Annotated in this window: 18 protein-coding genes and 3 tRNA genes; 17 read left to right on the forward strand and 4 right to left on the reverse strand. The window is 57.3% G+C overall.

Annotation, left to right across the window (positions count from 1 at the left end; genetic code table 11):
• Positions 1–30: 30 nt before the first annotated feature.
• Positions 31–1,341 (forward strand): nucleobase:cation symporter-2 family protein, encoded by a 1,311-nt coding sequence (locus ACFSO0_RS12270; RefSeq protein ID WP_376880579.1) that lies wholly within the window; start codon positions 31–33, stop codon positions 1,339–1,341.
• Positions 1,342–1,523: 182 nt separating this feature from the next.
• Positions 1,524–2,681 (forward strand): chymotrypsin family serine protease, encoded by a 1,158-nt coding sequence (locus tag ACFSO0_RS12275; RefSeq protein WP_376880582.1) that lies wholly within the window; start codon positions 1,524–1,526, stop codon positions 2,679–2,681.
• 216 nt (positions 2,682–2,897) lie between these two features.
• On the opposite strand, the gene ACFSO0_RS12280 is transcribed toward ACFSO0_RS12275, so the two are convergent.
• Positions 2,898–3,131 carry a hypothetical protein gene (locus tag ACFSO0_RS12280; protein WP_376880584.1) on the reverse strand — a complete coding sequence of 78 codons (234 nt, stop codon included), beginning with the start codon at positions 3,129–3,131 and terminating at the stop codon, positions 2,898–2,900.
• A 137-nt stretch (positions 3,132–3,268) separates the two neighbouring features.
• Here ACFSO0_RS12280 and ACFSO0_RS12285 point away from each other — a divergent pair, with 137 nt between their 5' ends.
• The 7 genes from ACFSO0_RS12285 (at position 3,269) to ACFSO0_RS12315 (ending at position 9,663) form a co-directional block, all read left to right on the forward strand.
• Complete coding sequence (locus tag ACFSO0_RS12285; RefSeq protein ID WP_376880587.1) at positions 3,269–3,775, forward strand: hypothetical protein; 507 nt, start codon at positions 3,269–3,271, stop codon at positions 3,773–3,775.
• Between the two features lie 172 nt (positions 3,776–3,947).
• Positions 3,948–4,024: transfer RNA gene (locus ACFSO0_RS12290), tRNA-Arg, on the forward strand.
• Positions 4,025–4,085: 61 nt separating this feature from the next.
• Positions 4,086–4,162, forward strand: a tRNA-Pro gene (locus ACFSO0_RS12295).
• 19 nt (positions 4,163–4,181) lie between these two features.
• Positions 4,182–4,261: transfer RNA gene (locus tag ACFSO0_RS12300), tRNA-Leu, on the forward strand.
• Between the two features lie 256 nt (positions 4,262–4,517).
• Complete coding sequence (locus tag ACFSO0_RS12305) at positions 4,518–6,149, forward strand: dynamin family protein (protein ID WP_483862239.1); 1,632 nt, start codon at positions 4,518–4,520, stop codon at positions 6,147–6,149.
• Positions 6,146–8,113, forward strand: coding sequence for a dynamin family protein (locus ACFSO0_RS12310; RefSeq protein ID WP_376880591.1), 1,968 nt, complete (start codon positions 6,146–6,148; stop codon positions 8,111–8,113). Before ACFSO0_RS12305 ends, ACFSO0_RS12310 begins: the two co-directional genes overlap by 4 nt.
• A 149-nt stretch (positions 8,114–8,262) precedes the next feature.
• Positions 8,263–9,663, forward strand: a complete 1,401-nt coding sequence (locus ACFSO0_RS12315) for an S-layer homology domain-containing protein (RefSeq protein WP_376880593.1) — start codon at positions 8,263–8,265, stop codon at positions 9,661–9,663.
• A 173-nt stretch (positions 9,664–9,836) separates the two neighbouring features.
• Here the strand turns inward: ACFSO0_RS12315 and ACFSO0_RS12320 are convergent, their stop codons facing one another.
• A complete protein-coding gene (locus ACFSO0_RS12320; RefSeq protein WP_376880595.1) occupies positions 9,837–10,442 on the reverse strand; it encodes a GNAT family N-acetyltransferase in 606 nt (201 codons plus the stop codon).
• Between the two features lie 113 nt (positions 10,443–10,555).
• On the opposite strand from ACFSO0_RS12320, the gene pdxR reads away from it, so the two are divergent.
• Complete coding sequence (gene pdxR, locus ACFSO0_RS12325) at positions 10,556–11,983, forward strand: MocR-like pyridoxine biosynthesis transcription factor PdxR (RefSeq protein WP_376880597.1); 1,428 nt, start codon at positions 10,556–10,558, stop codon at positions 11,981–11,983.
• A gap of 57 nt (positions 11,984–12,040) precedes the next feature.
• On the opposite strand, the gene ACFSO0_RS12330 is transcribed toward pdxR, so the two are convergent.
• Positions 12,041–12,499, reverse strand: a complete 459-nt coding sequence (locus tag ACFSO0_RS12330) for a hypothetical protein (RefSeq protein WP_376880599.1) — start codon at positions 12,497–12,499, stop codon at positions 12,041–12,043.
• Positions 12,500–12,628: 129 nt separating this feature from the next.
• On the opposite strand from ACFSO0_RS12330, the gene ACFSO0_RS12335 reads away from it, so the two are divergent.
• The 7 genes from ACFSO0_RS12335 to ACFSO0_RS12365 all read left to right on the forward strand — a co-directional run bounded on the left by ACFSO0_RS12335 (position 12,629) and on the right by ACFSO0_RS12365 (position 20,445).
• Positions 12,629–12,835, forward strand: coding sequence for a cold-shock protein (locus ACFSO0_RS12335; RefSeq protein WP_376880602.1), 207 nt, complete (start codon positions 12,629–12,631; stop codon positions 12,833–12,835).
• 194 nt (positions 12,836–13,029) lie between these two features.
• A complete protein-coding gene (locus ACFSO0_RS12340; protein WP_376880604.1) occupies positions 13,030–13,824 on the forward strand; it encodes a thymidylate synthase in 795 nt (264 codons plus the stop codon).
• Positions 13,821–14,309: a dihydrofolate reductase gene (locus tag ACFSO0_RS12345; RefSeq protein WP_376880607.1), complete on the forward strand. Its 489-nt coding sequence runs from the start codon at positions 13,821–13,823 to the stop codon at positions 14,307–14,309. Before ACFSO0_RS12340 ends, ACFSO0_RS12345 begins: the two co-directional genes overlap by 4 nt.
• Before the next feature lie 72 nt (positions 14,310–14,381).
• Positions 14,382–15,575: a M20 metallopeptidase family protein gene (locus ACFSO0_RS12350; RefSeq protein ID WP_376880610.1), complete on the forward strand. Its 1,194-nt coding sequence runs from the start codon at positions 14,382–14,384 to the stop codon at positions 15,573–15,575.
• Positions 15,576–15,690: 115 nt separating this feature from the next.
• Positions 15,691–16,800 carry a YheC/YheD family endospore coat-associated protein gene (locus tag ACFSO0_RS12355; RefSeq protein ID WP_376880612.1) on the forward strand — a complete coding sequence of 370 codons (1,110 nt, stop codon included), beginning with the start codon at positions 15,691–15,693 and terminating at the stop codon, positions 16,798–16,800.
• Between the two features lie 250 nt (positions 16,801–17,050).
• Positions 17,051–18,673 (forward strand): citramalate synthase, encoded by a 1,623-nt coding sequence (gene cimA, locus ACFSO0_RS12360; RefSeq protein WP_376880614.1) that lies wholly within the window; start codon positions 17,051–17,053, stop codon positions 18,671–18,673.
• Between the two features lie 275 nt (positions 18,674–18,948).
• Positions 18,949–20,445, forward strand: a complete 1,497-nt coding sequence (locus ACFSO0_RS12365) for a DHA2 family efflux MFS transporter permease subunit (protein WP_376880617.1) — start codon at positions 18,949–18,951, stop codon at positions 20,443–20,445.
• A 192-nt stretch (positions 20,446–20,637) separates the two neighbouring features.
• On the opposite strand, the gene ACFSO0_RS12370 is transcribed toward ACFSO0_RS12365, so the two are convergent.
• Positions 20,638–20,868 (reverse strand): DUF1128 domain-containing protein, encoded by a 231-nt coding sequence (locus ACFSO0_RS12370; RefSeq protein ID WP_376880619.1) that lies wholly within the window; start codon positions 20,866–20,868, stop codon positions 20,638–20,640.
• Positions 20,869–20,893: the final 25 nt, after the last annotated feature.

Raw genomic sequence — 20,893 nt, forward strand, 5'->3', positions numbered from 1 at the left:
AAATCAGGAAAGGGAGAGAACGAAATACGTATGCTATCGAAACAAAAAGTGCTAACACTCGGTTTGCAGCACGTACTGGCCATGTATGCGGGAGCGGTCGTTGTGCCGCTCATTATCGGAGGAGCGCTGCATCTGACACCGGCGCAAATCGCGTATCTGATCGCCGCTGACCTGTTTACGTGCGGGATTGCCACACTTTTGCAAGTCATAGGCACCCGGTTCACAGGCATTCGCCTTCCCGTTGTGCTCGGCTGTACGTTCACGGCAGTAGGGCCGATCATCGCTGTCGCTTCGACGAGCAATCTTGCCACTGCTTATGGCGCCATTATTATATCCGGTATATTCGTCGTCCTGGCGGCTCCCTTGTTCGGCAAGCTGCTGCGCTTCTTCCCGACGGTCGTGCAAGGCTCTGTCGTGACGGTCATCGGTCTTTCCCTGATTCCTGTTGCTATGAACAACGCGGCAGGCGGGCAGGGTATGCCGGATTTCGGCGCACCGCGCAATCTTTTTCTGGCTTTGGGCACTCTCGTTATCATTCTCCTGATCAATCGTCTGTTTACTGGATTTATTCGTGCGATTTCGGTATTGCTCGGCCTGATCGTAGGGACGGTCGTCGCCTATTTCATGGGGATGGTCAGCTTTGCGAGCGTAGCGACGGCATCGTGGTTCAGCGTCGTGAAGCCATTTTACTTTGGCACTCCGCAGTTTAGCATCGTCGCCATCATGACCATGATTCTCGTCAACATCATCAGCATGGCGGAGTCTACAGGCGTTTACTTCGCTCTCGGGAAGGTGACGGGCAAGGACGTCAGCAAAGAGGATGTCGTCAAAGGCTTGCGCGGCGAAGGGATCGCCATCATGCTGGGCGGTATTTTCAACGCCTTCCCGTATACGGCTTTCTCCCAAAACGTCGGTCTGGTGAGCTTGACCGGCATCAAATCCCGCGATGTGATGATCGGGGCGGGCGGCATTCTCGTCTTGCTCGGCCTGCTCCCGAAACTGGCTGCGCTGACGACCGTTGTGCCGAACGCAGTCCTTGGCGGGGCGATGATCGCCATGTTCGGGATGGTCGTCGCTTCCGGTATCAATATTTTGTCCCAGGTCGACCTGCGCCAAAACGAAAACCTGCTGATCGCCGCTTGCAGCATCGCGGTAGGCCTCGGCTCTGCGGCTGTACCAAGCATGTTCGACCAGTTGCCTGACATGGCGAAAATGCTTTTGCAAAACGGGATCGTGACTGGTTCCTTGACAGCCGTTATCCTGAACATCGTCCTCGTGCATACGAAGAAAAACGTGAAGCAAGCCGTTCCGGATCAGGCGGTGCAGGAGGCTTCCGCATAGCAGAAGCATTGTCACTAACCGTTCGACTCTCGCAAAAGGGAGCCGGGCGGTTTTTTTGTGTGGACGCGGAGGCGAAAAAAGGCGGGAGAGCTTGTGTCAGGTGTCCAAAAAGCGCGGCCAAGTCTGGCATACGATGCTTACGATGCTAATTCATCGAATTGCAGGGAAAGGAAGGGGTTCCCATGGCAACCTATCGGGAAGCGTTGCGCGCCAAACAGGCACTGGTGAAAAGGTGGAAGAAAATGCCCGGAGTCGTCGGCATCGGAGTGGGATACGTCAATGGACGGAATCGCAAAGACGGCGCATGTGTCGTCATGTATACGCTGGATGCGGGAGCCACAGCTACAGGGAGGTGCCCGACCTGTGTGGCTGTCAAAAGTCATCGGGCGAAAGGGCATGCCACCGTCCCGGTGCGGATCGTCGCGTCGGGGCGCTGCAGCTGTCACCCGGTCACCCGTCCGGGAGCCGCGAGCGGGAGGTTTCGCCGCAGAATACGCCCGGTCGTGGCGGGCTACAGCGTAGGCTACCCGGGCATCTCCGGGACGGCTGGCCTCATCGTCGCACAGGCTGCCCGCCGTGCGCAGCGTTATTTGCTAAGCAACAACCATGTGCTCAACCATAACAATTCAAGCAGCTACACCGAAACGATCCAGCCCGGCGGAGCGGACGGCGGGCGGTCAGGAAGGAGCCGGATCGGACGGCTGTATCGTTTTGTCCGGCTGCGAAAGAATGCGGACAACTACATGGATGTAGCCTTGTCGATCCCGACATCGAACCGTCTGCTTGCCCCCCGCTATGCGACTGTCGGCGCCGTACGCGGACATGTGCAAGGCTATGCATTGGGGGCGCGCTTGAAAAAGGTAGGCAGGACGACGGGACGGGTGAGCGGCGTGGTGGAGTCGATTCATACGGACATCGACGTCGATTACGGCAGCCTGGGCGGCTTGGGCACGATTCGCTTTCGCAATCAGACAGTGATCCGTGGGAACGGCCCCATCTCGCTGCCCGGTGACTCCGGCTCTGTCTGGCTGACTTCCGGCAACTACGCTGCGGCTGTGAACTTTGCCGGCTCTGCGGACGGCAGACTGTCGATCGCGTTCCCTGTCCATTGGGCGCTGCAAGTCTTTGGTCTGCGCGTGGCGAGAACCAATGGCCGTCTCGGCCGAATCGTGCGCGCAGGAAGGCGGAATCACGCAGGGTATACGCGGCCGCTGTCTGCCGCAGAGCTGCGGCGCATTGAGTTGAAAAGTGCGGCGGATGCCAGGAGCGCGATTCCGGCCACGCGCAGGAAAACGAAGGAGCGAAAGCCATCAAAGCTCCGGTCAAGGAAAAAGGACTGAAAGCATCGCAACACCCAGCTAAACAGAGCGAGCTTTACGCCAGCAGCCTCGCCTTGGAGAGCGGAAATTTGTTACTCAAAAAATTGCATGTGATGTTTTTCCTGGCGATAGTAGTCGAGCCGGTCCTGCAAGGTGCCGGGAGAGCTTCGGACGAGCAAACGACGAAGCAAAGCAGGCAAACCAAGAAGGCTTGCCTGCTCCTTTTTTGCCTGAACGCTACTTCGATGACTGCTGTTGCTGTTGTTGTTGCTGCTGCGTCTGGATGGTGGATTGTACCTGCGAGACCATCGTTTGCGCCTGGGCGATTTCCTGGGAGGCCTGCTTGAGTGCCTCTTCCGCCAACTGCGGATTGGCTGCGGATTGCTGGATGGCTTGGCTGATCATCGTCTTGGCAAGGTCTGTGGCTACTTCGGCTTTTTTCAGGGAATCCGTGTTGATTTGAGTCGGCATGTCGAGACCTCCTTGGTGATTTGGTTGGACGAGCCTACAATAATGTATCCGCTGACGGCGCGGAATATGTACGGCTGGCAAAAGCCCAACCGCATGAGCGTCTGGCTGCATACCCATGTAGGAGGGAGGAATGCCGGATGAAAAAGACATGGGTGCAGACGGTGCAAAGCGCAGAGCGTGCCTTTTTTACCATCGTGCTCTCTGCCAAAAAGCGGGTACGCAACCGCGGACGAATTTTGCCGGAACGCTTTCGGTCCATCGCAAAAATTCGCCGCTTTCTGCAGGCAAGCATGACACCCTGCCTGGCGAATCGGGTGATCGGGAATCTGGACTTGCGCCGCATCAACGGGAAACTGGCTGTGCCGATCGGAGATACGATCGGGGCGGCCCCCGTCGTCAAATCACAAGTGCTCTACCGCTGCGGCCCGAATGTCACACTGGCCGTCTGGTTTGGATTTGATACGAGCGACCAGTTTTTCCGCGTCTACCAGCTGCGCCAAAGACCAAACGGAAGCTGGATTGTGGTCGGCCGTCACCCGCTGGACTACCCGTTCAGCCTGCCGGGACAGGAGAGAACCCCTCTGGCTGGTTGCTGTGCGCCGTGTAAGGGGAGTATTCGCAAAACGTTTTTGAAAAGGAAATAAGCATCGATCATTTTTTTGAATGAAAAGCGCGCGCCGGGGGAAACGTATCTTCCCGGAGGTGTGCGCACGATTCAGAGAGTGACCTGGAAAATTAAAATTTGCTCTTGATTTTGCCGGCAATTCCGTGTATATTATCTTTGTGTTGGTAAGTGCCGCAGATTTTGTCGAATATGTGCCCTTAGCTCAGCTGGATAGAGCGTTTGACTACGAATCAAAAGGTCGGGAGTTCGAATCTCTCAGGGCACGCCATTATGCTCCAACAGAGATGGCAGCGATGCATACTGGTTTTGAAGTGTCCAGCGTAAACAATCGGGAAGTGGCTCAGCTTGGTAGAGCGCTTGGTTCGGGACCAAGAGGTCGCAGGTTCAAATCCTGTCTTCCCGACCAGAAACATATTTGCAATCGTGCCGGTATGGCGGAATTGGCAGACGCGCGCGACTCAAAATCGTGAGGGAAACCGTGGGGGTTCAAGTCCCTCTACCGGCACCTGCAATCTATACATATGGTTTTTGTTTTAAGGTGGGAAACAGCGTGAAAAACCTGTTTCTCACTTTTTTCATTTCAACTACATTTCAGCAAGAATAAAAAACATCCGGATGAAAGTTCCACCGGGAAACTTTCGCGCAAAGAATTGAACTGGCAGAGCAGGTGTGGTACATTCGGCATGGTAGAATAGAGTGGTACTAGAGAGAAGAAGCAACAACATGGAGAGGGTGGTAGGCAAGTGCTTCAGAGTCAGGTAATGGTTCGGGAGACAGATTTCGCCCGGCTTGCTCATACATGGGAAGAACTAGCTGAACGGATGAAAGAACACGGGGATGCGACGACCCCGTCCAAATTGCTGCAATTGGCGAACAAAACCAAACACGCAGAATTGAACATTGCGTTCTGCGGCCATTTTTCCGCAGGGAAATCGACGATGATCAACACGCTGCTGGGGGTGAACCTGCTTCCCTCCAATCCGATTCCGACCAGTGCCAATGTGGTCAAGATTCGCGGCGGCGAGAAAGCGGCGCGCGTGTACACGATGAACAGCGGCGTGCTTACTTTCGATCCCGACACGGAGATGGAAAAGCTCAAGCAGTTCGCGGTAGACGGCGATACGGTGGAGTCTGTAGAGGTCTCCTACCCGGGGACGTTCCTCGACGAATACTCCAGCCTGCTCGATACGCCGGGAATCGACTCGACGGACGCCGCCCACAAGATCGCGACGGAATCCGCCTTGCATCTCGCGGACGTCATCATCTACATGATGGACTACAATCACGTCCAGGCAGAAGAAAATTTCAACTTCACAAAAACGTTGAAAGACCGTGGAAAGCCGGTCTATCTTGTCGTGAACATGATCGACAAGCACCTCGACTTTGAACTGGATTTCGACAGCTACAAGGAAAGCGTAGAGGAAGCGTTCGCGAACTGGAACATCCGTCCGGACGGCATTTTCTACACGTCCCTGGCCGAGCCGGATCATCCGGAAAACCAGTACGACGAGTTCAAAGCCATGCTTTCTCGTCTGATCGAGGGACGGGAAGAGCTGGTCGGACAGAGCGTGCGCAGCGCCGCCGAGCATTTGATCGACGAGCACGTCCAGGTGCTGAAGCGCGCGAATGAGAGATTGCGTCAGGAATGGGAAAGCCGGCTCGACGGGATCGAGGTTGCCGATCTGGATCAGCGCGACGCGGCGGCGGTCCAGGAAGCGCTGAAGGAGGTGGAAGCGGAGGCTGCCGCTCTGGAGAACCGGGCGGAAGAAGCGCGCCGGAATATGGAGAAGGAACTCGGCGTGCTGCTGGACAACGCGCGGCTGACCTATTTCAGCACGAACGAAGCGGCACAGAGCTACCTGGAAAGCAAAAAGCCCGGATTCAAGCTCGGCTTCCTGTTCGCCGGCAAAAAGACGGAGGAAGAGCGCGCGCGCAGGGAAGAAGCCTTGCTGGCCGACCTGCGCGAAAAAGTGGCAGGCAATCTGGACTTCCACTTCAAGGAACTGATGGGCAAGCAGCTGCAGGCGTACAATATCCGCGACGAGGAGTACCACGCGGCCGTCCATGCGACAGAGATCAAGATCACACCGGAGTTTTTGGCTTCGCACATCAAGGATGGCGCCCAATCGCGGGAATACGTGATGAACTACTGCAACGACCTCGCCAACGGCATCAAGCTGGAGTATCGCCGCGCAGGGCTCGGCTTTATCGAACAAATCGTCTCGCGCCTGGGGCAGCAGGTACAGGCGGAGAGCGGAGAGCTGCAGGCGCGTCTGGCCGTCCTGCGCGAATTGGCAGCGGTGCACGCGAAGCTGGCTGAACTGGCAGCAGGTGAACAGGCTGCACGGGAACAGCTGCAGGCGATCATGCAAAAAGGAGAACAGGCCTCATGAATCAACTGAAAGAAAAACTGTTTGCGGCTGCAGGGCGTCTGCGCCGCACAAGTGAAGAAATCGCCGCCGTGCCCGGGATGCAGGCGCAGGCACAAGCAATGCTCGAGCGGGCCGACCGCCTCGAGGCCAATCGCTTTACCGTTGCCCTGTTCGGGGCGTTCAGCGCGGGGAAATCGTCCTTTGCGAACGCGCTGATGGGAGATATGGTACTGCCGGTCTCCCCCAACCCGACTACGGCTGCGATCAACAAAATCATGCCGCCGACACAGGAGTACCCGCACGGAACGGTCCGCGTCGTGCTCAAGACGAGAGAGGCAATCGAGCAGGACGTCCTGCGCTCCCTGGCGGTTTTCGGCTTGTCTGCGTCCGGCTTGGAAGCGGCGTTGGCCGAGCTTGGCAAAATCGACGTGGCGCAAATTCCGCCGACCGCCAAACCGCACTACACCTTCCTGAAAGCGGTCACGAAAGGTCTCGGGGAGATGGAGGCGCATCTCGGCGGCGAGCTGCTCGTCGACATGCAGGCTTTCAAAGGCTTTGTCGCCAAGGAAGAAAAGGCCTGCTTCGCGGAGTACATCGAGCTGTTTTACGCTTGTCCGCTGACCGATCAGGGCATCGTGCTGGTAGACACCCCCGGAGCGGACTCCATCAACGCCCGCCATACCGGCGTCGCCTTTGAATACATGAAAAATGCGGATGCTGTCCTGTTCGTCACGTATTACAACCACGCCTTCTCCCAGGCTGACCGCGAGTTTTTGCTGCAGATGGGCCGCGTGAAGGATACGTTCGAGATGGACAAAATGTTCTTCATTGTCAACGCGGCGGATTTGGCCGCTACCGAGGACGAGCTGAAGGGCGTCATCGCGCACGTGGAGAAAAACCTGCTGACGTGCGGCATCCGTCTGCCGCGCATTTATCCGGTATCCAGCCAGACCGCCTTGCTGGCGCGCATGCATGAAAAAGGCAAGCTCGCATCTTCGGCTGAAAAGGTGTACCGCCAGCGGACGCAAACGCCGGAGGGCGCCGAGCTGATGCCGGCAGAAGAAGCGTTCAAGCTGTCCGGCATGGCGAACTTCGAGGCAGAGTTCCTGAAGTTTACCATCGAGGAGCTGACGCAGATCGCCGTCAATGCCGCCCTTGGCGAAATTCGCCGCGCTCACCAGACGCTGGGCGAATTCATGCGCATGGCGCAGTCCGGCGAGAGCGAGCGCCTGGCGCGCAGACAGGCGGCGAGCGAGGCACAGGCAGCTGCGCTGGCCGCGGTAGAATCGCTCGCGACGGCTTCCTACGAGCGGGATCTGGCCAAGGAGCGGGAGGAGCTGCTCCACTACGTCAAGCAGCGCCTGTTCTTCCGATTTAACGAGCTGTTCAACGTCGCCTTCAACTCGTCTGTGCTCAAGGACGACGGCCGCAACATGAAGCAGGCTCTCCAAGGGTGCCTGACGGATCTGCTGCGCTCGATCAGCTACGACCTGGCACAGGAGCTGCGGGCGACGACGCTCCGCCTGGAGAAATTCGTCAACAAGCAGGGAGATACGCTGGTCTCCCAATGGCAGCGCGACGTGCAAGCCTTTGCGAGCGGCTTGACGCTGGCGCCGTACCAGCAGCGCCAGGTGGAGACTTTGAACTTTGCAGAGGAGCTGCCAGTCGTGCCGTCGGCATTCCAACCGGCATTGGCTCTGTTTAAAAACACCAAAGACTTTTTTGAGCAGGACGGCAAGCTGAAAGTCCGCGAAGAGCTGGAAAAACGGATGCAGGAGCCGGTCGCAAGCTACGTGGCGGCAGGCAACGATCAACTGGCCGGCCAATTCTCCAGCCTGTTTGCAGAGCTGGTCAGCACCGAACGCGCCCGCGTGGCGGAGCAGGTAAATGCCTACTTCACCGGTCTGTTCGCGGCGCTCGATATGAAAGTCGATCTGGACGAGCTGCAGGGCAAGCTGGATCGCGTAGCGACAGAGCTGCAATAAGCATGATTCGGATATGGCAAGACGCTCGGGGAAAAATCCCGGGCGTCTTTTTTTCGCTGCCTGAAAAAATCTCGGAATATTTGCAACTTCTTTTCTCCAACGTCCGTCTGCTATTTCTGAGCACCTATTACGGTTGAGGAGGAACTAGCATGAACAACTGGAGACAGAAGATTTTGCCGACCGTTCTGGCAGGGGCGCTGACGGTGTCGTTTGGGTCAGCAGCAAGCGCCAAAGGGTACAACAATGGGAATGGAAATGATCATAAACCGGGCGGGAAGGGCAGCTTCCAGCAATGGAAGACGGCGCCGCGCTATTTCGGCTTTACCGATCTGCAGAAGCACTGGGCGGAACAGACCGTGAAGCGCATGGTGGACAAAGCGATCATCAAAGGCTATCCCGACCATACCTTCCGCCCGAACAAGCCAGTCACCCAGCTCGAAGCGTTGACGATGGTCATCAATCTGCTGAGTCAAAATCGCGATCTGCTGACGAGCAACGACCGCTATGACTGGAAGGACGTCCCTGATTGGGCGCAAACGACCGTCAAGCTGGCGATGGTCAATCACATCGTGGACTCCAGGGAGTTCCAGCCGAACAAACCGGCGACGCGGCTGTTCGTCGTCAAACTGCTGGTGAACGCGCTGGGCGGCGAAATCGGCGCGGTCGACGAGGACAACCTGTACTTCGGCGATATTGCGTCCCTGTCTTCTGCCGAGCGGGAGTATCTGTCGTATGCGCTGCTGCAATCGCTGGTAGCAGGCTACGAAGACAAGACGTTCAAGCCGAATAAGCCGGTCACGCGCGCGGAGATGGCCGTGTTCGTCAACCGCTTGCTCGGCAAGATCGGACAGGTAGACAATGACAAGGACGTTTCCTTCAAGATCGAAAAGCTCTCGGACGGCGAGGACGGGGATGAGTTTGCCGAGGCGGTGAAAACGGGCAGCCGCGTCAGCGACAGCACGCCGGATCTGTCCGGTCTGACGCTGTACGTATCGGTGAACGGGGAAGCTGCAGTCTCTGTCGAGCTCGATGAAATCGACGGCACCCAGGACGATGGCGGGGAAGTCGCCGACGAGTTGGAGAATGCAATTGCCAGCGCCCTCGATGAAGATCGCGTGGAGGTCTCCTATGACGACGACCACAAACGCTTTGTGTTTGAAACAGTCAACAGTCCGACAGATGAAGTTCCTTCTCTCAAATTTACGGGGAGCGCTCTGAACGAGCTGGGCATAGATACGCTCGTTGCCAAAGGCTCCAAAGACGGCAGCGCTGCAGCAGAATCATGGAAAATTGCCGTCACGTCAGACGCCTCCTCCGACGGGACGTACACCGTTTCCGTGAAAGATGATCACATCGACGAAACGGTGAAAATCAGCGTCGATGAAGACGATTCGGCAGAGGACATCGCCGACAAGCTGGCGGATGCGCTCGCAGACAATGACGAGATCGGCTCCGCCTACGACATTGACGTGGACGACGAAGCAGTGATCCTGACCGCCAAAGACAGCGGAGAAGATGTGGATCTGAAGATTTCCATTCGCAAAAGCTGAAGGCACATGAGCAGTTGCTGCTGGGCAGAACTGCGAAAATCACCAAATTGAAAGCATTGATTTATGAACGATTGTGAACGGCATAAGGGGCGTCTCCAAGTCAAAAACCGACTTTTGAGGCAGCCCCTTTTTGTGTGGCTGCCCGCTTCCTTCCGCCGAGGACAGGCACAGCGCTAGAAATTCAGCTTCTGCAAAGGCTCCGGACGTCCCTCGCGCAAAGCCTCCCATTCTTCCCTGAGCATTCCCATCTTGATGGAGTCGTAGTATTCTCCGCGCACGATCCGCGCTTTTCGCACACGCGCTTCTACCTGCATCCCGCAGCGAGCCGCCAGTTTGATCATCCGCTCGTTTCCGGACCACGTGGCGATGCCCAGGCGCACAGTGTCCATGTGGGTAAACAGATAGTCGATCCACATCTGGAAGGCTTCGCTGCCGTAGCCGTTGGACCAGTACCGGGAGTCGAATATGGCGATGCCGATCTCGAACCAGTTCGTCACCTGGTCTACCCAGTAACGTCCGACGACTCCGCGAAGCTCGCCGTCGATTTCGATGACCAGCTCAGTTCGGGGGAGGTCGGTGCCCACGAGGGACAGCGCTTCCTGATATCGCGGCAGCGCCTGATGCTCTTCGCGGGTGAGGGGATCGAGCGGCTTGTAAGGCCCGTTCCAGTTCAGATGCTCCCTGTCTTCTGCTTCGTACTTCCACATGTAGATGGCGTCGATATCTTCGGGGCGGAGGTCGCGCAGCACGACTTTCTTGCCTTGCAAATAAATGTGCATATTGTATCTCCCTTCCTGTATAACCATTTGCTATGATTACTCTATGAAAAAACTGTTCCTGTTCATAGATACAAAATGATTTGTTTGCATAGGTACAGAAGGAGAGATTGCAGATGGATTTTACTCCAGTTCTGGACTTTTCAGGAAAAGAGCCGCTCTATCAGCAGCTGTACCGGCAGATCAGTTTGGCGATCCAGGGAGGGACGATCGCGGCGGGACAGCGATTGCCGTCGATCCGGCAGCTGGCCAAGTTGAGCGGGGTGGGCAAGATCACGGTAGAGGCGGCCTATCAGCAGCTGCTCACCGAGGGCTACATCACGAGTCGGGAGCGAAGCGGATTTTTCGCCGCAGAGATCGAGGTGTGGGTCGAGCCGGAGGATTTGTCGGCAGCATCTCTGCTCCCGGCTCTGCCAGACGGCAGGGATAACCGGGAGGACGTACGCTACAACTTTCACGGCTCTGTCATCGACACCCGCGCGTTTCCGTACCGGGAATGGCGTACCTGCATGCTCGAGGCCATGGACAAATACGCGGATGATTTCTCCTTTTACGGAGACAGGCAGGGGGAGTGGGAGCTGCGGCAAGTGTTGGCAGGCTACTTGCGCCGGGTGCGCACGCTTCAATGTGCGCCGGAGCAGATTGTGATCGGCACGGGTTTGCAGCAGGCACTTAGCTTTTTGTGCCTGCTATTGGCAGACCGGCATCGCGTAGTCGCCATGGAAGAGCCGGGATATGCCGACGCGCGCGTAGTGTTCGTGCACCACGGCTTTACGGTCGTGTCGGTGCCGCTTCAGGAGGACGGGCTGTCGATCGAAAGCCTGGAGAAAAGCGGGGCGACGGTCGTCTACACGACGCCGGCCCATCAATATCCGCACGGGATGGTCTTGCCGGTCGCCAAGCGCCATCAGCTCCTGCAATGGGCAAGGCGCGTGGGGGGCATCGTCATCGAGAACGACTACGACGGTGAATTCCGCTACAACGTAAAGCCGACGCCGTCGCTGCAAGGAATGGACCGGGATGGAACGGTCGTGTACATCGGCAATTTCTCCAAAGCCTTCTCTCCCGCCTTGCGCATGGACTACACGGTGCTGCCCGCCGCGCTGCTGCAGCGCTATTTGTCCTCCTATACGGCGTATCCGTCGCCTGTCTGTCGCCATTTGCAGCGGACGATGCAGTTGTTCATGCAGAAGGGCCACTGGGACAAGCACGTGCGCAAGATGCGGACGCTGTATCATCGCAAGCACGACTTGCTGCTGAAAGCGATCCACACGCACATGCCGCAGGCTGTCCGCGTGCTCAGTCACTCGGTTGGCCTGCACATGTTGCTGGAAGTAGAGACGGAAAGGAGCGAGGACGAGCTGATCGAGCAGGCACTCGCTGCCGGGGTCAGGGTATACGCGAGCGGGCGCAGCTGGGCGGAGCGACCGGTTGATCTGCTGCCGCGCATCATCGTCGGCTTCGGCGGCGTGGAAGAAGCGGATCTGGACGAGGGAGTGCGAATTTTGGCCGAGGCGTGGTTCGGCGCGGCTGCTTCGGCATGAAAAATGCCCTTTGAAAAAGCCTGCAGAATATTTCTGCAAGCCTGTTTTCGCCATTTTCTATTGAACCTGTATTTGCCCGCTGCTATCCAACGTGACCCTGAATTCCTTGATAACAGTCGGCTGGGTGCCTGAGTTTTTCAGGTCGTGCTTGAGTACCTTCAACGAACCGTCAGCGCTCAGTTGACCCGTGTATTCCACGCCGAACAGGTCAGATTTGTAGAAGCTGAAGCTGGCCAACTCTGTCTTTTTCAATTCCTCTGCCAGTAGCTGTCCATCTCCGCTGAACATAGCTTTGCGCAGTTGTTCCGAGGAATCGTATTTTTGCTGGAGGTAAGCCTTCAATTGCTGGGCGACCTCCGATTCAGCCAGCTGCTTGCCGGTTTCGACAGCTTGCTTACCCACCTCGATTGCCTGCTTGCCCGTCTCGACGGCCTGCTTGGCAGTCTGTACGCCTTCGGATAGGTCGGAGCAAGCGGTGAGCAGCAGCGCGCACCCCACAATCCACGCTTTTCGCATCGGATATTCACTTCCTTCCTGCTTGCCTTTGTTGCACACTTTATTTATTGTAACGTATCTCCTATTTCTGCGCATCCGCATATGATAGGGTAAGCGTATGCGCTGCACTGATTACAGGGAGGAAATGCAATGATTCAAGGGAAAGTAAAATGGTTCAGTAAAGAAAAAGGTTACGGGTTTATCGAGCGGGACGGGGGACCAGACGTCTTTGTCCACTATTCCGCGATCACAGGCACCGGGTATCGCAATCTGGAGGAAGGCGAGCAGGTCACATTTGAAATCGTGAACGGGCAGCGCGGCCTGCAGGCGGCTAACGTAGCGCGCAAAGGAGTATAAGCGAAAGCATCACGGTTCTTACAGGCGATCATCCAGACGCCGCTCGATCTTTTGAAAAATCGGCGGCGTCTTTGTTGTGCTTGCAGCTGAACCCCGGCTTCCCGCGGCGGCATTTCCCACCTTTTCAATTCCGCACAGACCTTTTCAATTCCGGCCAGAATAGGTACGATAGATGAGAATGAAAGGATGATACCATGAAACAATATTTGGACTTGTGCCGGCGCATTCTCGAGGAAGGCGTCACCAAGGAAGACCGGACGGGCACGGGGACGATCAGCGTGTTCGGGCATCAGATGCGCTTTGACCTAAGTGAGGGCTTTCCGCTCGTGACGACCAAGAAGCTGCACACGAAGTCGATCTTTCACGAGCTGCTGTGGTTTTTGTCCGGCGATACGAATATCCGCTACCTGCAGGAGAACGGCGTCCGCATCTGGAACGAGTGGGCGGACGAAAACGGCGATCTCGGGCCGGTGTACGGCAAGCAATGGCGTTCCTTTGCCGGACGGGACGGGAAAACGGTCGACCAGATCCAGTGGGTCATAGACGAGATCAAGCGTAATCCGGATTCCCGCCGCCTGATTGTGAGTGCCTGGAATCCCGCCGAGCTGGATGAGATGGCCTTGCCCCCGTGCCACCTGTTGTTCCAGTTTTACGTGGCGAACGGCAAGCTGTCCTGTCAGCTGTACCAGCGCAGCGGCGATACGTTCCTTGGCGTGCCGTTTAACATCGCCAGCTACGCCTTGCTGACGCACATGATCGCGCACGTCACGGGGCTTGAACCGGGAGATTTCGTGCATACTCTGGGCGACGCGCACCTGTATCTGAACCACGTGGAGCAGGTCAAGCTGCAGCTTGGCCGCGAACCGAAGCTGCTGCCGAAGCTTTGGCTCAATCCGGAAGTCAAATCGATCTTTGACTTCACGTACGAAGACATCGAAGTCATCGGCTACGAATCCCATCCTCACATCAAAGGAGAGGTGGCCGTATGATCAGCCTGCTCGTCGCCTATGCCCGGAATCAGGTGATCGGCAAGGACGGGACCATGCCGTGGCATCTTCCCGCCGACCTCGCGCATGTCAAGGCTTTGACGACCGGCAAGACGATCGTGATGGGGCGCAAGACGTTCGAGTCGCTGGGCAGACCGCTGCCGAACCGGCGCAATGTCGTGCTGACGCGCAACCGCGATTTTCATCCGGAGGGAGTCGATGTCGTCCACACGAAGCAAGAGGTGCTGGAACTGGGCGATGTCATCATTTTTGGCGGAGCAAAGATTTACAAGCAGTTTCTCGACGTAGCGGACAGGTTGTACGTCACAGAAATCGATCTGGAGACGGAAGGCGATACGTTCTTCCCGGCGTGGGACCGCGAAGCGTTTGCTCTGGTGGACAAGCGGGAAGGCGTCGTGGACGAGAAAAACCGGTATCCGCATACGTTTTACGTGTACGACAGAATCGCTGGGACAAGCCAGCGTTAGCTTAGCAGCCAGGACAGGAAAAAGTGCGAAGACAAAGGTCCGGCGCAAACGCACGTGAAGGAGAGAAGAACCATGGGCTTACAAGAGGAACTGAAGCAGCTGCTGAAAGAGATGGAGCCGCAGATCATCAGCTGGAGACGCCATTTGCACCAGTATCCGGAGCTGTCCTTTCAGGAAGAAAAGACGCCTGCGCTCATCGCGGAAATTTTACGGGGATTGAATTTTGACGAGGTACGTACGGGAGTAGGCGGGCGCGGCGTCGTGGGCGTGCTGCGGGGAAGCCGTCCAGGCGCTGCCGTCGCCCTGCGCGCCGACTTCGACGCCCTGCCTATCCAGGACCAAAAGGAAGTGGCGTACAAGTCCAAAGTGCCGGGCGTGATGCACGCTTGCGGGCACGATGCGCACACCTCCCAGCTGTTGGGTCTGGCGAGCGTGCTCGCCCCTCGCCGCGACCAGTTTGCCGGGGAAATTCGCTTTTTGTTCCAGCATGCGGAGGAGGAGTCGCCCGGGGGTGCCATCCAGATGGCGGCGGACGGGGCTGTCGACGGGGTCGATGCTGTATTCGGCGTCCATCTCTGGTCGATGCTGCCTGTAGGCAAGGTGTACATCAGTGCCGGACCGATCATGGCCAACACGGATGATTTCGTCATCGAGGTCAAGGGACGCGGGGGTCACGGCGCCGTTCCGGAAGAGACGGTCGACTCCATTGTGATCGGCTCGCAAATCGTCGGAAACCTGCAGACGATCGCAAGCCGCAACATCAGTCCGCTGGCGAGCGTCGTCGTGACCGTCGGGACGTTTAACGGCGGCGACAACAACAACATCATCGCGGACACCTGCCGACTCACGGGAACCGTGCGCACATTTTTGCCGGATGTGCGCGATCGCGCGGAGCAGCGGCTCATCGAGATCGCAGAAGGGACGGCTGCCATGCTCGGAGGCAGCGCGCGCGTCCTCTATGAGCGCGGCTATCCGGCCGTCATCAACAGCGAGAAGGAAGCGGCGATTGCCCGCGAGGCGGCGGTCGCGGCGTTTGGCGCAGAGCGCGTGGAGCCGATGAAGCCGTTGATGGGCGGAGAAGACTTTTCCTACTACCTGGAAAAGGTGCCGGGTGCCTATTTGTTCGTCGGGGCCGGCAATCCGGACAAGCTCGCCAACTATCCGCACCACCATCCGCGCTTTGATATCGACGAAGACGCCATGCTGATCGCCGGCGAGCTGCTGGGGCGAACGGCCTTGCGCTACCTGGAGCTTCATCAGGGCTAGTCTTGCCCGCGATATGCGCTTTCGCCCAGTCGGGACGAAGGCGCTTTTTGCTGCCTGCGGCCATAAACTAAGACGAGGGAACGAGGCAGTCGTATACGAAGGAGGCTTGCCGCCGGTGAAAAAACGGATTGGCATACTGACCTACCGAGGAGACGCTGGATTTACCGAGCCTGTTTATTTGCGCAGGCTCGTCATCGAAGGACGCGAACTGGGCGCGGAAGTATTTTTGTTTGGACCGCAGGATGTCCGCTTTGCGGAGCGCAGGATTCGCGGTTTTGTACCTGCCGGGGCGGGCTGGAAGAGCGAGTGGTACGGGTGGCCCGACATCGTGATCGACCGGTATCGCTACTATCCGCTGCCGAAGCACAGCCTGTACCTGCCTTTTCGCAGGCAAAACTGGTTTCGCTACGCCAACAGCCGCTTCACCAATAAATTTCAGGTGCACCAGGTGCTGTCGCAAGACCCGTTGCTTGCGCGCTGGCTGCCGGAGACATTGCCGTATTCCAGAGACAATCTGGCCTCCCTGCTGCGGAACCATCGCCTTTTGTATCTGAAGCCGACCAACGGATCTGGCGGGCGCAGCATATTGCGGGTGGAACGGACGCGCAATGGTTACCGGCTGCACGGTCGTACCAAGCTGCAGGCAAAGAGCAGCGAGAAGCTCTCTACCATGAAAGAGTTGTGCAGGCGGCTGGAGCAGTGGATGGAGCAGGAAAAACACGGCAACGAGCAGTTTTTTTTGCAGCAGGGCCTAGCGCTTGAGCTGGTGCCGAAACGAGTCGTAGACGCCCGGCTGCTCGCCCAAAAGGACGGCAGCGGCCACTGGAGATTGACCGGGATGGGACTGCGCATGGGCGCGCTGCACTCCTCGACGTCCAATTTGCACGGCGGGGGCAAGGCGCTGTCTGCCGCCCGTTTTTTGACGGAGCGGTTCGGAGCAGCGGAGGCAGAGCGAATCATTCTCGAATGCAAAGAGCTCGCCCTGCGGACGGTGGAGCGCATCGAGGAGCATTTCGGCCCGATGATGGAGTTCGGCTTCGATGTCGGCATCGATGTGGAAGGAAGGCTCTGGATTATTGAAATCAATCCCAAGCCTGGGCGGGACATCTTCCGCCAATTGGGGCAGCACAATCGCTATCGCCTGGCCGTGCGCAGGCCGCTGGAGTACGCCTTGTACTTGCTGAAGCAAGAGGAGGACAGCGGTCAGCTCAGGCAGGCGGAATGAGACAGGAGCAGGCCATGTGTGCCGCTCCTGTCTTCTTTTCTTTCCCACGCAAGACGAAAGCGGCATAGGCAGGCCCCCGCAGGTGGAGGAAGCGATCGAGCGGACAGTTTCGTACATTCTTCCTATGCGTGTATAGAAAAAACCTATACCAGCCCGAGTTCTAATCGCATTTTTGCTATGGTATACTGGTTAGCATCGAAAGATTCAAATGGTTAGACTATTCAGATAAATAAAGGAAATGGGTGGAGACATGGAGAGCAAGGTGTATCTGTACGATACGACCCTGCGAGATGGTACGCAGGGTGAGGGAATCAGCCTGTCGGTGGAAGACAAGATAAAGATCGCGCGGAGGCTGGATCAGTTTGGTATTGATTTTATCGAAGGCGGGTGGCCGGGAAGCAACCCGAAGGACATGGCGTTTTTTGAGCGAATCCGGGAGATTCCGCTCCAGCATGCGAAAGTAACGGCTTTTGGCAGCACCTGTCGACCGAATGTGGCTGCCTCGGACGACGACAACCTGCGGGCGCTGGTTGCCAGCGGCGTGAAGGCAGCGGCCATTTTCGGGAAGTCGTGGGACTTGCATGTAACCGACGCCTTGAAGACGACACTGGAAGAGAACTTGCGGATGGTCGCCGACTCCGTCACTTTTCTCAAAGAAAACGGGATGACGACCCTCTTTTTGGCCGAGCATTTCTTCGACGGCTACAAAGCCAATCCGCGCTATGCGCTGCGCGTGCTGGAAGCCGCAGAAGAAGCAGGCGCGGACTGGATCGTCCTCTGTGATACGAACGGGGGAAGCCTCCCGACAGAAATTTACGACATCGTCAAAAGCGTCACGCAGCGCCTGCAGACGCCAGTCGGGATTCACCCGCACAACGACAGCGGTGTAGCCGTCGCCAATGCGCTTGCCGCGATTCAGGCAGGGGCCAAGCAGGTGCAGGGAACGATCAACGGGATCGGGGAGCGCTGCGGAAACGTCAACCTCATCTCTGTCATTCCGAACCTCCAGCTGAAGCTCGGCTACCGCTGTGTGAGCAGTGAGCAGCTGCAGGAGCTGACGCAGCTCTCCCGCTTCGTCGCGGAGATCGCCAACATGACGCTGCCGAATAACCAGCCGTTCGTCGGGCACAGCGCGTTTGCGCACAAAGGCGGCATCCACGTCAGTGCCGTCTTGCGCGATCCGAAGACCTACGAGCACATCGAGCCGGAGAACATCGGAAATGTTCGCCGCGTTCTCGTCTCGGAGCTGGCGGGACAGAGCAATTTGCTGGCGAAGATGGAGGAGCTGGACATCGATTTGTCGCTCGATCGCGAGGAAGCGCGCCAGATTATCGCGCAGATCAAGGAGCGCGAATTTCAGGGCTATCAGTACGAAGGGGCGGAGGCTTCGCTTACCTTGATGCTCTTGTCGGCGGCGGGCAAGCTGAAAAACCTGTTCACCCTCGATTCCTTCAAAATATGGATGGAAAAGGCAGCAGCGCGGGCCATTACTTCCGAAGCGATGGTCAAGCTGACGATCAACGGGGAGACCGTGCACACGGCCGCAGATGGCAACGGTCCGGTCAATGCGCTGGACAATGCGCTGCGCAAGGCGCTGGAGACGTACTACCCCTGTATCGCGAACATGCAGCTTACCGACTACAAGGTGCGCGTGCTGGACGAGAACGGAGCGACGGCAGCCAAAGTGCGCGTGCTGATCGAGTCGTCCTGCAACGGAGAAAAATGGAGCACGGTCGGCGTCTCCACCAACGTCATCGAAGCCAGCTGGGAAGCGCTCGCAGACAGTATCCGCTACCTCTTGTGGAAAGAGGGCTGCGAGGAGACGGGTGTGCAGGCGACAGCGGAAGCGCGAGTCGGCATCGTGAATCACTAGAGAAAAAAAGAGAAGCATGGAAAGCAAGCAGCCTGGCCATTTGCGGTCAGGCTGTTTTTGCTGTGCTGTGCAAACGCATCGGCATCTCCAATTCGTTTGGCTTCGGCGGACACAATGCCGTCATCGCCGTGAAAAAATACGAACAAGCCTGACGCGCCCGGCTGCGCCAGACCGCTCCGGGCTTTTTCTTTTGGCTGGAATGGCATATACGGATCGATGACATAATAATCCGGAACACATGATTCCATCCAAAAGGAACGAAGGAGCTAGGTCGAATGGCTAACGGAAACCACCCGGTGAAACAGGACGTGCGCAGAGGGACGATTCTCGGCGTCATCATTGCAGGGGCCTTCGCAGCATTGCTGAACCAGACGCTGCTGAATGTCGCGCTGCCCAGATTGATGGACCAATTTCACATCCATACATCAACTGCCCAATGGCTCATTACCATCTACATGCTGGTCAACGGCGTGCTCATCCCGACCACTGCTTTTATGATGGAAAAGTTTACGACGCGGCAGTTGTTTATCGCTTCGATGACGCTGTTCTCGCTCGGCACGCTCACCTGCGGGCTCGCACCTGTCTTTTCCGTAATGCTGATCGGACGGGTCATTCAGGCGGCAGGGGCAGGGATCGTCATGCCGCTGATGACCAACGTTATTTTCAACCTGTTTCCGATGGAAAAGCGGGGATCGGCGATGGGGGTGGTCGGGATAGCCATGGTGTTTGCTCCGGCGATCGGTCCGACCTTGTCCGGCTGGGTCATCGAGCATTATTCATGGCGGGTGCTGTTTTTCATCGTGCTGCCGATTGCGCTCATCGTCCTCATCATTTCCTCCTTTGTCTTGAAGAACGTGACGGAAACCGGGAATCCGCGCCTGGATGTGTGGGGCGTCGTATTTTCCACAGTCGGCTTCGGCGGCTTGCTCTATGGCTTCAGTACGGCAGGGTCCAAAGGGTGGGAGAGCGGCGAAGTCATCATGACGCTGCTGATCGGCTGTATCAGCCTGGCTGTGTTCGTCTGGCGGCAGTTGACTATCGATCATGCGATGCTCGAGTTCCGCATCTTCCGGACGCCGACGTACACCTTGGCGATCCTGATCAGCCTGATGGTCAACATGACGCTTTTTTCGGGGATGATCCTGCTGCCGATCTACGTGCAAAACATTCTGCACTTTACGCCGGTGCAATCGGGGCTATTGATGCTGCCAGGCAGTATCCTCATGGGGATCATGTCGCCGATTACAGGGCGGCTGTTCGACAAGTTCGGCGGTCGGGGACTGGCCATCACCGGGCTGATTATTACCATCATCACGACGTTCGGCTTTACCAAACTGAGCCTGCAAACCAGCTACGGCTATCTGATTTCGCTCTACACCGTCCGCATGTTCGGACTGTCGATGCTCATGATGCCGGTGATGACATCGGGACTGAACTCCTTGCCGCTGCGCCTGAACCCGCACGGGACGGCGATGTCCAACACGATCAACGCCATTGGCGGCGCGCTCGGAACTTCCCTGTTCGTGACCATCATGACGACGAAAAGCGCGGCACATACGTCCACTATCATTCGGGAGAACCAGATCAATCCGGCCGACCAGGAGCAGGTAGGGATGGCATCCTTGCAGGGGATGGTGATGGGGACGAACGATGCCTTCATGATCGCGACCGTATTTGCGATCATCGCGCTGGTGCTCGCCTTTTTCCTGCGCAATCCCCGTCAGCGGGAGAACAAGGTGCAGGCGAAAAAAGGAGCGGTGCAACCTTCGTAGCCGTCCCGCAAACGGCCCAATACGGTCCAGACATGCGTTGCCAGCCTAAATAAAGAGGGGGCTGTCTCAAAAGTCGATTTTTCGACTTGGAGACGCCCCTTTTGCCGTTCAAGGTGCTGTTCGCATTTTTGCCCTTTTTGGACAGCCCTGCTTTCGTTTTCCGTTACCTACGTGCAGCGAGAGGACCACGGGCTATTTTTTCTTGCGCATAGCTCCGAGTTCCTCGACGATGGCCGTCATTTCATTGATGCCGAATGCCGTTTTCTTCTGGACCATGTTGTACAGGTAGAGCAAGTCGTCGTAATGCGTAAGGTCAAAGTCTTCCGGGCGCATGACCGCGGTGTTGGCCATATTCAGCCTGGCCTTGATGCCCTCGATCAGGACAGCCAGATTTTCTGCAGTCGGTTGGTTCAGATCAGCCATTGGATCGTTCTCCCCTCGTCGGTTG

This window comes from Brevibacillus sp. GCM10020057, from assembly GCF_042683565.1.
GTDB lineage: Bacteria > Bacillota > Bacilli > Brevibacillales > Brevibacillaceae > Brevibacillus.

Bases quoted from the DNA above. Each gene is read 5' to 3' on its own strand.
- ACFSO0_RS12335 (WP_376880602.1), top strand. From the start codon at position 12,629: ATGATTCAAGGGAAAGTAAAATGGTTCAGTAAAGAAAAAGGTTACGGG.
- cimA (WP_376880614.1), top strand. From the start codon at position 17,051: ATGGAGAGCAAGGTGTATCTGTACGATACGACCCTGCGAGATGGTACG.
- ACFSO0_RS12370 (WP_376880619.1), bottom strand. From the start codon at position 20,868: ATGGCTGATCTGAACCAACCGACTGCAGAAAATCTGGCTGTCCTGATC.
- ACFSO0_RS12270 (WP_376880579.1), top strand. From the start codon at position 31: ATGCTATCGAAACAAAAAGTGCTAACACTCGGTTTGCAGCACGTACTG.
- ACFSO0_RS12340 (WP_376880604.1), top strand. From the start codon at position 13,030: ATGAAACAATATTTGGACTTGTGCCGGCGCATTCTCGAGGAAGGCGTC.
- ACFSO0_RS12365 (WP_376880617.1), top strand. From the start codon at position 18,949: ATGGCTAACGGAAACCACCCGGTGAAACAGGACGTGCGCAGAGGGACG.
- ACFSO0_RS12280 (WP_376880584.1), bottom strand. From the start codon at position 3,131: ATGCCGACTCAAATCAACACGGATTCCCTGAAAAAAGCCGAAGTAGCC.
- pdxR (WP_376880597.1), top strand. From the start codon at position 10,556: ATGGATTTTACTCCAGTTCTGGACTTTTCAGGAAAAGAGCCGCTCTAT.
- ACFSO0_RS12315 (WP_376880593.1), top strand. From the start codon at position 8,263: ATGAACAACTGGAGACAGAAGATTTTGCCGACCGTTCTGGCAGGGGCG.
- ACFSO0_RS12285 (WP_376880587.1), top strand. From the start codon at position 3,269: ATGAAAAAGACATGGGTGCAGACGGTGCAAAGCGCAGAGCGTGCCTTT.
- ACFSO0_RS12320 (WP_376880595.1), bottom strand. From the start codon at position 10,442: ATGCACATTTATTTGCAAGGCAAGAAAGTCGTGCTGCGCGACCTCCGC.
- ACFSO0_RS12330 (WP_376880599.1), bottom strand. From the start codon at position 12,499: ATGCGAAAAGCGTGGATTGTGGGGTGCGCGCTGCTGCTCACCGCTTGC.
- ACFSO0_RS12275 (WP_376880582.1), top strand. From the start codon at position 1,524: ATGGCAACCTATCGGGAAGCGTTGCGCGCCAAACAGGCACTGGTGAAA.
- ACFSO0_RS12350 (WP_376880610.1), top strand. From the start codon at position 14,382: ATGGGCTTACAAGAGGAACTGAAGCAGCTGCTGAAAGAGATGGAGCCG.
- ACFSO0_RS12310 (WP_376880591.1), top strand. From the start codon at position 6,146: ATGAATCAACTGAAAGAAAAACTGTTTGCGGCTGCAGGGCGTCTGCGC.
- ACFSO0_RS12305 (WP_483862239.1), top strand. From the start codon at position 4,518: ATGGTTCGGGAGACAGATTTCGCCCGGCTTGCTCATACATGGGAAGAA.
- ACFSO0_RS12345 (WP_376880607.1), top strand. From the start codon at position 13,821: ATGATCAGCCTGCTCGTCGCCTATGCCCGGAATCAGGTGATCGGCAAG.